The organism is Salinigranum marinum (genome assembly GCF_024228675.1).
Classification (GTDB): domain Archaea; phylum Halobacteriota; class Halobacteria; order Halobacteriales; family Haloferacaceae; genus Salinigranum; species Salinigranum marinum.
This window is the reverse complement of the sequence record NZ_CP100463.1, coordinates 26,740-41,145: the sequence shown is the minus strand read 5'-3', so window position 1 is coordinate 41,145 and position 14,406 is coordinate 26,740. Positions and strand designations below refer to the sequence as shown.

Genomic DNA, 14,406 nt, shown 5'->3' with positions numbered 1-14,406 from the left:
GACCCGACGAATCGAGGCGACGCGGAGTGGCTCGCCGGAACGCCGGATCAGCGTCTCGCGAGGGAGACGGCGACGCGGCGGACCACCTCGGCTCGACTCCCGTGTTGGCGAAGCCGCACCCGGTGGCCGTCGGCGTCGAGCGCGACGATGTCCGCGGCGACAAGTTTCGGGATGTGATCCCGCCGGAGGCTCTCCGAGACGCTTGTGCGGTCGACGTCGTCGGACGCGGAGAGTCGCTCCCACTCGACGGTTCGGTCGACCAGTGCCGAGACCGACAGTCCCTCGTCGTGTTCACTGAGTTCGAACAGAACGAACCGGCGACGACGGTCGGCCAACACGGACGAGAGCCCGTCGAGCCACTCTCTCCCCCGTTCCGCTCGCTGACGGTTCTGCTCCAGACCCATATATATCCGTAGTGACACGACACAACATAAGTGTTGGTGGTCGGTTGCATGGGGCGCATGTATCCACGACTGACAGGTGTGTCTCGGACTGGCGGACGGTTCGGCGGCCGAGGGACCGGTCCGAGGATGGACCGCGCCCTCGTCGGACGGGACAGATCGATGTCCCCCGGTCAGATCGAGCCGGCGCGGACGGCGGCACAGATCGCTTCGAGTTCGTCCATCGCGGCCAGCACGGCCGCGTCGACCTCGGGCGGGCGGGCGAGCGACACCCGGCAGTCGAGGATTCGTCCGCCGCAGTCGCAGTCGACCCAGCCCGCGGCGACCAGTTTCGGTAGGTGGGAGTGGTACAGGTCGAGCGCGACCGCATCGCGAGCGCGGCGGGGTGGTCCGGGTGTGTCCGTCACCAATCCGTCGACCAGTTCCGACAGCGTGAGCGGCGTCTCGCGGGCGGCGAGCAGACGGAGGATCCGTCGTCGGTACCGGTGTGTGAGGAGGTCGAACGCGTCGTCGATGTGAGTCGTCATTAGTTGGCATCGGTTCCGACGGCCCACGGGATCATAAGTATTGATTCTTTAAATGACATGATGTGCGAGTGGTCATCGCCGACCGGGCGAGGACCGAGCGTCGTCTACCGTGTAGTTTGGCTGTCGAAGCGGGCGGCGAGTTGGCCGACGACGCCGGTCAGATGGACGGTGCCGAAGAGCGCGACGACGAGCCCCCCCATCGTGTTGTAGAAGAGGTCGAGGAGGGTGTCGTCGAGGCCGTACTGCGTGAGGACTGACTCGCTCCCGAGGAGGTCGGCAGCGACGCTGATGTAGAACTCGAGCAGTTCCCACAGCACGCCGAACGCCATGACGAACACGAGCAGGTAGACCGCTATGAACCGGGTGGGAAGGTGGATGGCGTCGGAGTGCTCGTCGAGCGCGCGGACGACGGCGTAGGCGACGCCGGCGACGAGCGACGACGAGAGCGCGTGCGTCATGTGATCCCACCACCAGGTCGAGCCGTACAGCGTCGAGAGGTTCAGCCCGGGAAGCGGGAGCGTCCCCAGGGCGTGGAGGAACATCGCGACGGTGATCCACAGGACGAGACCGACGTTCATCGTGAATTGGTAGTTTCGCTCGAGCGCCGCTGGGAGCAGCGTCACCACGAGCCCGACGCCGGCGTTGACCACGACGCCCCCGTTGCCAAGCCAGAGCCCGACGGCGAGGATCCCGACCATCACCACCTGGAGGACGCGAACGAGCGTTCCCTGCCGCGCGGGCGTGAGACCGACGCGACGGGCGAGACTCATGGGCTGTCGACCTCCCGGGACGGCGACGCGGCGGGTCGGCGGAGGTTCCGCCGGAAGAACCACCGGAAGACGACGCCGCCGGCGAGGCCACCGACGAGCGCCGCCGTGAAGACGGACATGAGTTCCGTGTTCGTCGCGACGAACGCCGTCCCGAGATACCGCGCCGATGCAGCGGAGCCGAGCGCCCAGAAGCCGGCAAACGCCAGCGTCGCGACGATGACGAAGGCGATCGCGAACCGGGGCGTCATGCGGACGTTCGTCGCCATCTGGAGGACGGCGACCAACAGCATCCCCAGCGCGGCCACGCCGACGCCGGTGACGACGAGACCGAACGCGGTCGGATAGAACGCGCCGAGGACGAGCGGTAACGACGCGAGGAGGAGCAACGGCCACGGGACGGTTCGCGTCCACGAACGCGAGACGAACGCCGGGACGATCGTTATCGCCGCCGCGGTGACGGCGAGCAGTACGTCGACCAGCAGGAACGAGAGCAAACTGTCGACCGCCACGACCACCAGTACCGCGGTGATGGTCCAAGCGACCACTGCGTTCGCCCACCGGTCCCTGAAGAACCACTCGTCGGGTAGTTGCTGACTCATTTTGGTGTGTCCCCGGACACCGCCGACAGTCGGGGCCGACGGCCGTCGGCGTTCGGTCCTACGTCGTACGGACGGCAGTCAGCTTTATAATCGTTTTTCACCGGGCAGTGAACCGCCCCCTGCGGAAGCCACGTCTGAACTGCGAAGCGTCGCGTACCCGTGACGAGCGACACCCGATCTCGACACCGTGACGGGTGACACCCGGTTTCCGTGCGGCCCGAGCGACGGCCGGACGTCGGGACAGGTCGGATTAGCTCAACGTTATTTGTGGGTCGTCAGCGGTAGCTCCCGCCTTAACCCGGCAGTTCCCGCGGCCGGTGCGGTGTGGACTCCGCGGAGCGACGGTAGGAACTCTCTGTCGGCGTGTCGCGCCGGTTACAGGCGTACCGATGTAAACTCACGGATCGTCGCGTCGGGGGTGAGACGGAACGCCGTGGCCGGTGTCCCGGTCTCCCTCGTGGGGGGCCGAAAAGGGTGACTGCGGCGTCTTTCGGCTCCGGATGGGCAGTGCGCCCTTGATCATCGACGGAACGTTGATCCGGCCTTTCGAGAGCCAGACGTCTGTCGTTCGGCGCAGCCGGACGCTCCGTTTGAGATCGGTCGGGGTGACTGGGTCGCACTCGGCGATGAACGGGCCCACCCACGCGAGATGGGTCTGAAAGATCGGGTCGTCCCGGGCGTCCGGCGCGTAGTACCAGGCGAGTTCGAGGTTCTTGCCGAGTCCGTCCCACGTGAGGTTGGCCGACCCCATGACGAGGGCCGGATCGTCACCGTCTCTGAGGTAGAGTTTGGGGTGGATGAACCCGTCCCGGTAGGTCAGGAGGTGGACCCGGCCATCGATGTCGAGTTCCCAGAGCGCGTGCGCGACGAGCCGCGAGAACTGGTCGGCACCGGTCGCGACGACGACGTACACCTCGTTGTCGGTCGACCGCGCGAGGAACTCCGTGAGCGCGTCGCGGATCGTGAGAAAGCCCGACCACGTGAAGTATCCGGAGGTCAGGTAGATCGTCCCGTCGGCCTCGAACAGCCGGACGACCGCCTCCGCCACGAGCGATCCGGTGAGACGGTTGTCGAAGAGCGCTTGGTCGACCATCGCGCGTGGAGATACGGCGTCCAACGTGGTAAAACGACCCGCTGGATCGGCCAGGCAGGACGGAGACGCCGCTACTCGATGGGTTCGTCGTCTCCGTCGCGTCGGTAGCGGTACAGTTCGATGTGTCCCGCCTCGATGACGAGGTACGTGTTGTGGACCGGGGCCGTCGACTTCCACGAACCGGGGTTGGCTGCGAGGTTGTCCTGGTGGACGTAGGGGGCGTGGGTGTGGCCGTAGACCAGTTTGTCCTCGGGGACGGTGTCGAGGTACGCGTGGGCACGGCGTTCGCGCCGTGGATACCGCACGGGCTCGAACCGCGCACCGCGCGTAACGGCGGTGTACAGCGAGCGGACGCGGTTCGTCCCGGCTCGGACGGACGCGCGGGCCATCGCGACGACGGGGTCTTTCAGTCCGTTCGTCGGGTCGATCTCTCCGCGGTCGCCGGGGCCCGAGAGGCGCTTCGAGAGGCGGTCGAACTGGAAGCCGTCGAACGCGTGTCCGTGACAGAACCGGATGCTGTGGTCGCGCTGGTGGACGACGTGGTGGTCGGAGAAGTTGACGTCGTACAGCGAGGCGTCGAGCGTGCGGAGATACGTGTCGTGGTTGCCCAGAACGATCCGGACGGGCAGGTGCTCGCCCAGCCGCTTGAGCCGCATGATCGTGTCGTGCGTCTCCCAGGCACAGCCGAACGGGTCACGACGGACCAGATCCCAGACGTCTCCGAGGAGGACGAGCTCCGCCACGTCGTCGCGGGTGCGGTAGATCCAGTCGAGGAAGCCGTTGAACGCGTCGGCGTTCGCGTTCGACGAACCGAGGTGAACGTCCCCCGCGACGACGACCCTCGTCACGGGTCGATCACGGGTGCCGGATCGGTCTGCCGACGGTCGTGTCCACCGATGATGGACCGTCCGAACGGCGACGGTCTGTACCCCCTCGTCAGCGACGTCCTCGAGCGACTGCGTGCGTGCACGTTCGTAGCTACACGAGGCCGGTTATAGCTCTTTGTTACCGTGCACGCGGGCGATCGGAGGCTGTTCCTCACGACTCGGATCCGAGAGGGACGGACGGAGAGCCCGCGTCGCTGGCCGTCTCCGTGAGGTACGCCCGCGCGCCGCCGGCCTGTCCGAACGACGGAGGCGGGTTCAGAACCGACACCGAGCGCGGCGAGACGGTCCCGTCATATCGTGGCGAACTCCTCGCCGGAGTCGGGGAGGTATTCGACGATGCTCCCGTGCGCGCCGAACTCGCTGATCGTCGTCTGGAGGGCGTCGACGACGGTCGGGATGTCGCGGTTGAGTTCGTGTTCGCGGTACGTACCGCCGTCCTGGCCGCGGTGTTCCATGTGTGAGAGCGTCAGGTTGAGGATCTCGAAGTCGGAGAGGAAACTACGCATCCGACGGGCCGTACGTGGGTCGCGGCCCTGGAACTCACAGAGCTGTTTGTAGCGCTGGTAGACGACGCGCGACCGCGCCGGCGTGGCGTTCTCGGCGGCGAGCGTCGTCAGCGCGTACAGCGTGAGTTGCTCGTGTTCGGTGAGGTCGCGCATGATGTCCATGCTCTGTTGGGCTTCGAGTTTCTCTTGTGCGCGCTCGACGTGGTCGGTCGTGACGGTCTCGGCGTTCTCGGTGCGGGCGAGGTCGCCGGCCTTCCGCAACAGCGTGATGGCCCGGCGGGCGTCGCCGCCGTCCTGTCGACCGAGGGCCGCACACAGCGGGATCACGCCGTCCTCGAGCGCGTTCCGGTGGAAGGCGATCTCGGCGCGCTGTTCGAGCACCTTCTGGAGCTCCTCGGTCCCGTACGGCGGGAACGAGATCTCTGTCTCGCACAGCGACGACTGGACCTTCGCGTCGAGTTGCTCGCGGAACGTCGAGTCGTTGCTGATGCCGATCAGCCCCAGCTGGATGTTGTCGATGTAGCCGTTGTTGTCGGCGCGCGTGATCTGATAGAGGAACGTATCGTCGGTGATGTGGTCGATCTCGTCGAGGACGATGAGGACGGTCCCCGAGAGGCCGTTGAGTTCGTCCCACAGCAGGCGGTAGACTTTCGACTGGGGGTGTCCGGTCTCGGCGATGTGGTGTTCGGGCTCTCGGAGTTTGTTGATCAGGCTGATCGCAGCCTGGTAGCTCGTGCTGAGCCCGTCGCAGTTGAGCGAGATGACGGAGAGGTCGACCTCGAAGTGCTCGGCGGATTCGAGCAGTTCGTTGAGCAGGAAGTTCGTGACGGCGGTCTTGCCGACGCCGGTTTTGCCGTAGATGAAGACGTTGTCCGGATACTCCCCGTTGATGATCGGTTGGAGCGCCGCCTCGTACTCCTCGATCTCGTTGTCCCGACCGACGATGTCCTCCGGAACGTACTCGACCTTGAGCGTGTTCCGTCGTTTGTACAGCGTATCGTCCGGCTGGAACCGAGGGGCCATGGTCGACTCGAACGACTCGTTCCGGATTCATAACCGTTTCGACCACCGTTTCCACTATTTCCAGTATAACCACCGGTGTGCATCGGTTCCGCTATCCGAGATGGACCCCGAAGTTTCCGGTAAACGGAACGGTTGCCGCCGGGCGGACGGGACGTAGTCGACGCGCGAGATGACGCGGCCGGGAGAGCACGCCGGATCGATCGGGGAGGGCCGGCCTCGGTCGACGCGAAGAGGTCGACTGAGGGATGACGCCGATCGATCGGACGGTCGGGTGGGGTGACCCCACCCCACCGTTTCCAGTAAATGCGACTCGCTTCGGAGTGCGACGAGTCCACGTACGGAACCACCCGGTTCCAGTATTTCCAGTAAGTAGATGCTTATATATTAGAGGGACACCACTGTTTCCACTAATATGCTGATAGAACAGAACCGACAGACAGCGAAGGGTGAAAACGAACACGATCGGCCGAACACCCCCTCCCCACTATTTCCAGTAAACGGCTCCGAAGGTACCCCCCTGGTCTGTGAATAGCAAAGAATTAGACAAAAGATTTATTATGTTAACAAGCGATGTGGTCCGTAGCCTCGGAAAAAGAAAGTTCTCACACATTGAATACCTAGTGAAAATAACTCGCGATATCGTCTCCCCCTCCGCTCGTGGCCGTTTACTGGAAACACTGGGGGGAGGGTGTCGGGTACCGAACCGACTCGTAGTTGACCGGCTTCGGGAGTTCCCATGGCCGACTGTCCACCTCTCCATCCGGCTCCGCCGGACTTCTTCGGGCACACCCGAGCCAACACGCCTAACATACCTAACACACAGAACACACGAAACACGCGGAACACGACTGGCACGATCAACACGATGCGATCGGGCTAACTCCGACTGGGAGTCTCTCCGACCGGAGCAACACCCGTGTGACAGCTGCCCCCACCGCGGTTCGTTTCCAACACCGGCGTGATCTCTCGAACTCGCTCACGACGATAGCGTACCCGCTCTCCTATCGGTGTTACCCCACAATTGCAGAACGTGTGGATTGGTGGGGTAACAACATCTCGAGCGGTCGCCTGCGGCCGGAAGCACTGAATACGGTCTATCGGGGAGAGCGCGTCAACCGGTCATGAATGGTTAAATCATCGCAGGGTTTGAGGTTGCCCCTCCGCCGTTTCCGAAGCTCTCGAATACAGTTTCGACCCACCACCATTTCCGAAGCTAACTAGATGCCTGCAAGAGAGTCCCAGCTCGCGCAAGAGTCGATCAGCAACGTTGCTATTGAGGTTACACAGCTTGTGACACCTCTCAAGGAGCCCGGATTCAGACGAAGAGATGAAACTGAACTAGCCGATAAATCTCCAGCGTTACCGAAGCTTTCTGCGCTTGTAATTCCGCCTCCACCACTTCCGGAGCTTCGCATATTAGTTCGTTGAGTTATCTCCCCCTCCACCATTTCCGGAGCTAATCAACAGCCAGTAGTCCAAGTTTTCTTATACTGAATAGTATTGAAATGAACTCGAAATAGACGAGTGCGATTAGTACTCGGAGATGTCAAAACCGGTTGTTATCATTGGCAGTGGACTGGATAATGTTCGCGACGTCCGCAAATCTTGACGTCGAGAGGAGAACTTCGAGGACAGCGTTCAGCGGAACATCGAGTTCGTATTCGTGATATCTGCCGGCTGAAAGGCCCTCGTTCCGTTCGTACACGTTGATGAGCCCGAGCATATTGAGATCCGAAAGGTGGTCCCGAACACGACGTTCACTCACACTATCGGCATCAAGCCGCTCACAGATTTTGTGATATCGGTCGTAGAGATCGCGAGATCGGACGGGAACTTCGTCCTTGGCTTGGTAATACGAGAGCGCACAGAGGACAGCGTGTCCCTGTGTCGTCAGTTCCTGCATTCCCTCGTGGAGCTGGTTCTTTTCGATTTCGTCCTGTGCATCCCGAACGTGAACCTCAGTTACGGTATCTGAACCCGCTGCTTGTGCGAGTTCACCTGCCTCTCGGAGGAGACGGATTGCTTGCCGGGCCGATCCCGTATCCTGTGCGGAAAATGCGGCGCACAGCGGCACGACATCCTTCTTAAGCACCCCCTCGTGAAACGCTTTTTTCGCACGGGGTTCCAAGATCGATCGAAGCTGGTTCGCATCGTATGGTGGGAACAGAATCTCCTTCTCAGCAAGCGTGTCTTTGACTTTCGGTGAGAGGCTATCTCTGAACTGGAAGTCGTTGCTGATACCCACGATCACCGGTCTGACGTTCTCAACGTAGCCGTTCGACCGTGCTCGAGGGAGGCCGTACAGGATGTCGTCGGAGTGGCCGATATTGTCGATCTCGTCGAGTACAATTACTACTGTGCCGCCCAACGCATCGAGTTCCTCGTAAAGGATGTCGAACACACGCTGCTGAGAGTATCCGGTCGTGCTGATTCGGTCTTTATCACGTTGCTGACGGAGTTCGTTCACGAGAGCAACAGCAACCTGGTACGACGAGGAGAGGTTCTCACAACCGACCCAGGCGGTCGAGAGATCGACGTCATCATACTCGATGGCATCGGCCTCGAGATGAGAGAGCATGAACTTCGTCGCGACTGTCTTACCCGTTCCCGTCTTTCCGTAGAGGAATATATTGGATGTGGGGCGGTTATCGATGATCGGCTGGAGGGCACGCTTGTATTTCTCGAGTTCTTCGTCACGTTCGCGGATGTCCTCGGGTTCGTAAGAGTCGTCGAGGGGTTCGGCGTCAGCGAACACCTGGTGGTCCCGCTGGAACATGCCCATGTGGACCGTCCTCACGTGAGGACGACATAAAACCACCGCTTCCGTAGCTTCCTAAGCGTCCGAAGCTCGAACGTTTAAATACTAATTCACCACCGTGGTGTCCGAAGCTCGTTTGTATATATAACACTCTCACTCCACCGTTTCCGAAGCTTTCGCTCAAACCAACGTCCCCTCGTCTCTCGTGGCTCCATTGTATGAGAAGAACTAAAACAAATTCTTGTGAAGATGACCCGTAGTGTCCGAGACGTCCCATATTATTTTATTGATAGGTAACTATATTATCATAATTTCAGTGTAACTGACCACCTGTTGCGGCAAGCGGTGCATATTTCTCTAAGGTCGCTCCTTTTGCCACCCAAGATAGCTTCGGAAATGGTGGTGTGAGGGTGTGCGTATCGGAGGCGACTGCAAAAGCTTCGGAAATAGTGGAGGGTTAGATAGTAGAGGGTTGGATACCTCTAACCCGTGCGTCCTAGCGCATTGACTGTCAACGTCTTGTTCGATTAGCGTCTGACCGTGATATCCGCTGCTTGTGATCCGATAGAAATCACTCGCTAGAGGCCGCACGACCAAGATTTGCTTCGGAACCCATGGAGTGTGAGCTAACGTCCGTCGGAAGGTATTTGCCGCTCCCACGACGGAGTCCGAGCATGACGGCCGGAACACTCGGCGTGGCGCTCGCGAAACGGCTCGCCGTCGCCGCGCTCGCCGTCGCTCTGGTCGTTGCGGCGTCGTTCGCGTTCGCGGCCCCCGACGCCACCGCCGGCCCGACGGATCGAGCACCGCTCGCGACGCCGGAGTACGATGCCGAACGCCTGGCGGCCACGCCGGCTCCCGCCGAGGGAGAGATCGACGTGGCCGCGAGCGCCGGCACCCGCAGCGGGGTCGTCGTCATCGACCGGAGCCACTCGAACCGGATCGGCCGGGCCGACCTCGCCCCGCTCGTCGAGGCGGTGACGTCGGTCGGCTACAGCGTCCGGTTCCACGACGGCAGCCGGACGCTCGACCAGGCGCTGTCGAACGCGAACGCCTTCGTCGTCGTCGACCCGGCGGAGGAGTTCGAGCGCAACGAGGTGGCCACCGTCAGGACGTTCACCCGCGAAGGGGGCCACCTGCTACTCGTCGGCGAACCCACCCGCGTGCAGCCGTCGGGCACGCTCCTCGCCACCTCGTTTAGCGCCGAAGAGAGCGCGCTCACCGCGCTCGCCGCGCGGTACGACGCGAGTCTCGGGACCGAGTACCTCTACAACTCCGAGACGAACGGCGGCAACTACAGACACGTCGTCGCGGAGCCGACATCGGAGTCGGGACTCGACCTCGACAGCGTCACGATGTTCACCGCGGCGTCGGTCCACGCCCGCGGCGGGACGGTGCTCCTGCGAGCGACCCCGAACACGCAGGAGTCCGGCACCGACGGGACGGCCGCTCACCCCGTCGCCGTCCACAGAGAACGGGCGAACGTGGTCATCCTGGGCGACAGTTCGTTCCTCCGGACCGAGCGCGTCGCCGTCGGGGACAACGAACGGTTCGCCGCGTTCCTCGTGGAGTTCCTCGTCAGCGGCGAGCGAACCGGTGCCGCGGCCGTCGAGGAGGCCGCACGCGACGACGACCAGCCCGCTTGACGGGCGTTGTCTCGAAACTGCCGGGTATTACTATTGTCCACTATTGGCTACTATTTACATTATACTTGCCCGACTAAACACCAGATTCCCGTTCCTCGCCGAACTCCGTACTCGATCGACGGTCGCGGACGTACGTGCCAACTCTCCCGCGTACGTACTGACCCTCCCGATGAGAACGCGTCGGATTTGGGGGTCAGTCGATCGAATCGGCGTTCGAGCATGTCGATCGAACGCCTTCGAACCGCGTGTCCGTTCTCTGGCGAGAACCAAACCGAACCGAACCCGTTCGTGGATCGGAGGACGAGGTTCGACTTTCCGTCGGATTAGTATTGTATCAAATATACAATTGAACGTCTCCGAAAGACCCCCATCCGCGCCCGCGTTCGGCCGTCGGACAGTCCCGTTCCGCCCTCGCAGTCGGGGTCGCCGACGCGGCGTCCTCGACGGGACGGACGGGACAAGACAGAAGCGGCCGGCGGCGGGAAAACGACTCATGCCCTCCAGGCGATCACTCCTCATCAGCCTCTTCGTCGGTGCCGGCCACGCGGTCGGGTTGCTCGCGGTCGCTCACGCTCTCGGATATACGGTCGGACCCGCGGCGTACACCGCCGTCGGAGCCGGTTGGCGCTACGGCGGTCTCGCTCTCGTCGCGTCGCTCCCGGTGTGGTTGGCTCTCCGATACCGCCTCGTCGCGCCGTTCGTCGGCCTCGTCGCGACGACCGGCTACGTCCTCGGCGTGGAACTGACGCCGCCCGGCCCGACGTTCCGTGACGTCGCCGAACTCGAACGCCTCGCCGAACCGACCGGCATCACCGTCGTGGAGAACGGACTGTACATCGTCCGCTACATGACCAACGCGTCGGTCTGGACCGTCTGTTTCCTCTTCATCGGCCTGTTCGAGTACGTCGTGCGAACCACGCGAGACTGGCTTCCGGACGTACGCGCGCCGCCGCCCTGGCTGTCGGTTCCCACCTCCCGACGGCGGGCGGCGACCGTCGCGGCGACCGGGGGGCTCGTCCACGCCGTGGCGATGGTGTGGTTCGCCTCCCGCCTCGGCGTGACGGCCTCGGGCGGCTTCGATTCGATCCTGTATCCGTTCGGTGCCGTCGGTATGTGGATCCTGGCCGCGGTCCCGCTGTTCCTCCTCGTTCGGCACGTCCTCGTCGCTCCAGCCGGTCTCCTGTCGGTGTTCGTCCTGCTGGACGTCCGTGCGGAGTTCACGGCGAGCGTCGACGACCCGCACGCGCTCTACTTCGGCGGGTGGTTCTTCTTCCTCGGGATCCTCCTCGCCACGGGGGGCGTCGAGTACGGCCTCCGCCGACTCGGCGGCTATCGACCGGTCCTGCCGCGGTGATCGGTTGGCGTTCCTCGTCGCCCGGAACTCCCAGAGAGACCCGGATTACCCCACAGAGTGATATCTGTCGGCGTTGTGGGGTAACTATGGACGAGGAGCCGCCCGAACGCCCGCCCGAACCGGATCTGCCGACGTATCTCGTCGAACCGCTCGCGAAGCAGTCTCCCGAGCGGCTGGAGACGGTCGCGGCGTACGCGCGCCGACTCGCCGAGTGGAAACGGCACCGCCGCCAGCACGACCGCGACCGTCGCCGGGCTGCCGACGCGGTCGGCGAGGCGGAACTCGCGGCGCTCCGCGAACGCGGCGTCTCCACCGATCCGACGGAGTACGAGGACGTCCCGGCCAGCGGAGCCTACGTCACGGTGAAGACGACCAAACGAACCGACGAGCGGTCGTACCGGTACTACTACTGGCAGTGGCGTGAGGGAGACGCCTGGAAGAACGCGTACATCGCACCGGTCGGTTCGGACCGAACCCGTTCCGAGTAGGTCGTCGCCGACGACACTGACGGCTCCGGTGGGATCGGCGGGCGACAGCTGCGAGCCACAGTGTGTCCATGCGACCCGGCTGGTCGCCTCTCCCGAACTCACTCCGTCCGGGACTCGTGGCCCCCGTCCCCAGCCGGCTCACGCGGCCCCGAGGAGGCCACGTCGACGCCGGTAAACTCGAACCGGGCACCGCGCTTGCGACCCTCCGTGAGCGTGACACTCCACCCGTGTGCTTCGGCGATCCGTTTGACGATCGTCAGCCCGAGACCGACTCCACCCCGGCTGTCGGTGTACCCCGGCTCGAAGACCGCCCCACGGATCTCGTCCGGCACGCCCGGGCCGTCGTCCTCGACGTAGAAGCCGTCGGCGAGCGGGCCGACGCGCACGGTCACGTCGTCACCACCGTGTTCGACCGCGTTCCGGAGCAGGTTCTCCACGATGTGTCGAAGCCGTCCGGGGTCCGCCCGGACCGTGAGAGTCCCTTCGACCGTGAGTTCGGCGTCGGCCGTGGAGACGATCCCCCAGCACTGTTCGACCACCGGCTGGAGGCCGACCGACTCCAGTTCGCCGACCGACTTCCCCTGCCGGGCCAACGTCAGGGTATCGTCGATGATGGTTTCGATGCGTCGCAGGGATTCGGCGGCGATCTCCAGGTGTTCGTTCTCCGACCCCTCCCGAGCGAGCGCCACCCGTCCCTGAGCGACGTTCATCGGGTTCCGCAGGTCGTGGGCCACGACGCTCGCGAACTCGTCCAGTCGTTCGTTCTGTCGCCGGAGCTCGCGCTCGCGCTTGCGGCGTTCCGTGACGTCCCGGAAGATCACCGACCACCCGCGCATCCGTGAGCCGACGATCGGCGTCACGACCCCGTCGAGGTAGCGCTTTTCTCCCTCGCGTTCGATCACGACTTCACGGCGGATCGGCTCCGACTCCCACTCGACGAACAGTTCGGTCGGTATCGGAAGGGTCGCCTCCACGGAGCCCCCGATCGAGCCGGGATCGACGTCGAACAGTTCGCCGGCGGCGGGATTGACGTAGACGACCCGATGCTCCCGGTTCACCACGACGTACGCGTCTCGGATGTTCCCGACGGTGACCGCGTGACTGATCGGTGTCAGATCGAGCAGGCGGTAGCGAACGATCGCAAACGCGAGGAACGCGCACGCGACGGTGAACCCCGCCGAGGTGAACTCGATCCGGGAGAAGAAGCCGAGATCGAAGACGAACCCGACGTTTCCGGCGAACGGCGCGACTACCGCTCCGGTCAGCGCAGCGATCTGCCCTCGGTACGGGCGCTCCGACCCGACGAACGCCTTGACGAAGAGGACGCTCCCGACGACGATCAGCGTGTACGAGTACGCGATGTGGAGGTAAAACCACGGACCGAACGCCCGGTCGAGAACCGTGATCGAGCCTACCATAGCGAGCTGGACGTCCGTCCACATCAGCTGATGAGTGGGGTTCGTCGCGACCAAGAGGAACGCCAGGAAGGGCTCGATCGTGAGTAAGACTACTCGGCGCGGCGTGAGACGCGAGCCGTAACCGGCGTACTCGACGGCCAGCAAGAACCAGCCGACGGGCAAAAAGCCAGAGCCAGCGTACTCGACCAGCACCCAGGTCAGCTTGGCCTGTTGCCCCACGCTGATCAACCGGAACAGGTAGGCCACCGACCACTCCGCCGCCAGCACCAACAGCACGGTCAGCGTCAGCGCGGTCCGGTCCGTCAGATCCGTCCGTGGATGCCGAGCGATGTAGACGGCCAGAACCGTCGAGACGAGCGCGGAGACGAGAAACGGGACGACGTGCGGGGAGTACGCCCACTGTCCGCCGGTCATCCGACCGGAACTCTCGTCTCATACTCCATTCCGGGACGGTTCATGAACTGATATCAGGGCGTCGTCTGTCCCTTTGTTCGTTCGATATGCGTAATAAACGTTCCTGTGGTGGTTTCGACGTTGACCGCCGATTATCAGCCCGTGTACTGGTCCGGACACCGGGTGGGTCCCGAAGGCGGTCCGCTCCGGGCGCGCGAAGCCGTGTCGTTCCTCCCCCGACTCACGCTCTTCGACCGACCCACGGCGGCTCGGCTGTGGCGATTCCGTCGGTGACTGCGACGCCGTGGACGGTCGGTCAGGGGAGGTACGTCGCGAGGAAGTCGATCACGCGGTCGAGTGGCTCGTTGATCCGGTCCTCGTCGTCTTCGTCGTCGTCCTCGTGATCCGGGTCGTCCATCGTCCACAGTCCACGGCGGAGAGACACGAGTAGCTTTGGGCACCCCGGCTCCGACCGCGCATCCCCATCCGTGACGGTGTGTGACGGGGTGACTCAAGCCGGCGTCGTAGCCTCCACCGGGACTA

The 14,406-nt window shown here is 63.5% G+C and carries 12 protein-coding genes; 3 read left to right on the top strand and 9 right to left on the bottom strand.

From position 1 onward, the window contains the following. Positions 1–47 precede the first annotated feature (47 nt). From NKJ07_RS22470 to NKJ07_RS22435, 8 genes are all read right to left on the bottom strand, one after another. On the bottom strand, positions 48–404 hold the full coding sequence (locus tag NKJ07_RS22470) for a DUF7344 domain-containing protein (RefSeq protein ID WP_318571061.1): 357 nt from the start codon (positions 402–404) through the stop codon (positions 48–50). Positions 405–574: 170 nt separating this feature from the next. After that, the gene (locus NKJ07_RS22465) at positions 575–928 is read right to left on the bottom strand and encodes a DUF7344 domain-containing protein (RefSeq protein ID WP_318571060.1); all 354 of its coding nucleotides are present in this window, start codon (positions 926–928) and stop codon (positions 575–577) included. A 104-nt stretch (positions 929–1,032) separates the two neighbouring features. After that, a complete protein-coding gene (locus tag NKJ07_RS22460) occupies positions 1,033–1,698 on the bottom strand; it encodes a DUF2238 domain-containing protein (RefSeq protein ID WP_318571059.1) in 666 nt (221 codons plus the stop codon). Then, the gene (locus tag NKJ07_RS22455) at positions 1,695–2,297 is read right to left on the bottom strand and encodes a hypothetical protein (RefSeq protein ID WP_318571058.1); all 603 of its coding nucleotides are present in this window, start codon (positions 2,295–2,297) and stop codon (positions 1,695–1,697) included. The genes NKJ07_RS22460 and NKJ07_RS22455 overlap by 4 nt, the downstream gene beginning before the upstream one ends. 397 nt (positions 2,298–2,694) lie before the next feature. Next, on the bottom strand, positions 2,695–3,390 hold the full coding sequence (locus NKJ07_RS22450) for a phospholipase D family protein (RefSeq protein ID WP_318571057.1): 696 nt from the start codon (positions 3,388–3,390) through the stop codon (positions 2,695–2,697). Positions 3,391–3,461: 71 nt separating this feature from the next. After that, the gene (locus NKJ07_RS22445; RefSeq protein ID WP_318571056.1) at positions 3,462–4,238 is read right to left on the bottom strand and encodes a metallophosphoesterase; all 777 of its coding nucleotides are present in this window, start codon (positions 4,236–4,238) and stop codon (positions 3,462–3,464) included. Between the two features lie 329 nt (positions 4,239–4,567). After that, complete coding sequence (locus NKJ07_RS22440; protein ID WP_318571055.1) at positions 4,568–5,806, bottom strand: orc1/cdc6 family replication initiation protein; 1,239 nt, start codon at positions 5,804–5,806, stop codon at positions 4,568–4,570. Between the two features lie 1,546 nt (positions 5,807–7,352). Further along, on the bottom strand, positions 7,353–8,588 hold the full coding sequence (locus NKJ07_RS22435) for an orc1/cdc6 family replication initiation protein (protein ID WP_318571054.1): 1,236 nt from the start codon (positions 8,586–8,588) through the stop codon (positions 7,353–7,355). A 650-nt stretch (positions 8,589–9,238) separates the two neighbouring features. On the opposite strand from NKJ07_RS22435, the gene NKJ07_RS22430 reads away from it, so the two are divergent. From NKJ07_RS22430 to NKJ07_RS22420, 3 genes are all read left to right on the top strand, one after another. Continuing rightward, the gene (locus NKJ07_RS22430; RefSeq protein WP_318571053.1) at positions 9,239–10,210 is read left to right on the top strand and encodes a DUF4350 domain-containing protein; all 972 of its coding nucleotides are present in this window, start codon (positions 9,239–9,241) and stop codon (positions 10,208–10,210) included. Positions 10,211–10,703: 493 nt separating this feature from the next. Further along, entirely contained in the window at positions 10,704–11,564 is an 861-nt protein-coding gene (locus NKJ07_RS22425) for a hypothetical protein (protein WP_318571052.1), read from the top strand. An 86-nt stretch (positions 11,565–11,650) separates the two neighbouring features. Continuing rightward, complete coding sequence (locus NKJ07_RS22420; protein ID WP_318571051.1) at positions 11,651–12,052, top strand: hypothetical protein; 402 nt, start codon at positions 11,651–11,653, stop codon at positions 12,050–12,052. 98 nt (positions 12,053–12,150) lie between these two features. On the opposite strand, the gene NKJ07_RS22415 is transcribed toward NKJ07_RS22420, so the two are convergent. Further along, on the bottom strand, positions 12,151–13,884 hold the full coding sequence (locus NKJ07_RS22415) for a sensor histidine kinase (protein ID WP_318571050.1): 1,734 nt from the start codon (positions 13,882–13,884) through the stop codon (positions 12,151–12,153). Positions 13,885–14,406: the final 522 nt, after the last annotated feature.

What these genes read in the sequence shown, in the direction of transcription:
- NKJ07_RS22470 (WP_318571061.1), bottom strand. Translation starts at nt 404, where the DNA reads ATGGGTCTGGAGCAGAACCGTCAGCGAGCGGAACGGGGGAGAGAGTGG.
- NKJ07_RS22465 (WP_318571060.1), bottom strand. Translation starts at nt 928, where the DNA reads ATGACGACTCACATCGACGACGCGTTCGACCTCCTCACACACCGGTAC.
- NKJ07_RS22460 (WP_318571059.1), bottom strand. Translation starts at nt 1,698, where the DNA reads ATGAGTCTCGCCCGTCGCGTCGGTCTCACGCCCGCGCGGCAGGGAACG.
- NKJ07_RS22455 (WP_318571058.1), bottom strand. Translation starts at nt 2,297, where the DNA reads ATGAGTCAGCAACTACCCGACGAGTGGTTCTTCAGGGACCGGTGGGCG.
- NKJ07_RS22450 (WP_318571057.1), bottom strand. Translation starts at nt 3,390, where the DNA reads ATGGTCGACCAAGCGCTCTTCGACAACCGTCTCACCGGATCGCTCGTG.
- NKJ07_RS22440 (WP_318571055.1), bottom strand. Translation starts at nt 5,806, where the DNA reads ATGGCCCCTCGGTTCCAGCCGGACGATACGCTGTACAAACGACGGAAC.
- NKJ07_RS22435 (WP_318571054.1), bottom strand. Translation starts at nt 8,588, where the DNA reads ATGGGCATGTTCCAGCGGGACCACCAGGTGTTCGCTGACGCCGAACCC.
- NKJ07_RS22430 (WP_318571053.1), top strand. Translation starts at nt 9,239, where the DNA reads ATGACGGCCGGAACACTCGGCGTGGCGCTCGCGAAACGGCTCGCCGTC.
- NKJ07_RS22425 (WP_318571052.1), top strand. Translation starts at nt 10,704, where the DNA reads ATGCCCTCCAGGCGATCACTCCTCATCAGCCTCTTCGTCGGTGCCGGC.
- NKJ07_RS22420 (WP_318571051.1), top strand. Translation starts at nt 11,651, where the DNA reads ATGGACGAGGAGCCGCCCGAACGCCCGCCCGAACCGGATCTGCCGACG.
- NKJ07_RS22415 (WP_318571050.1), bottom strand. Translation starts at nt 13,884, where the DNA reads ATGACCGGCGGACAGTGGGCGTACTCCCCGCACGTCGTCCCGTTTCTC.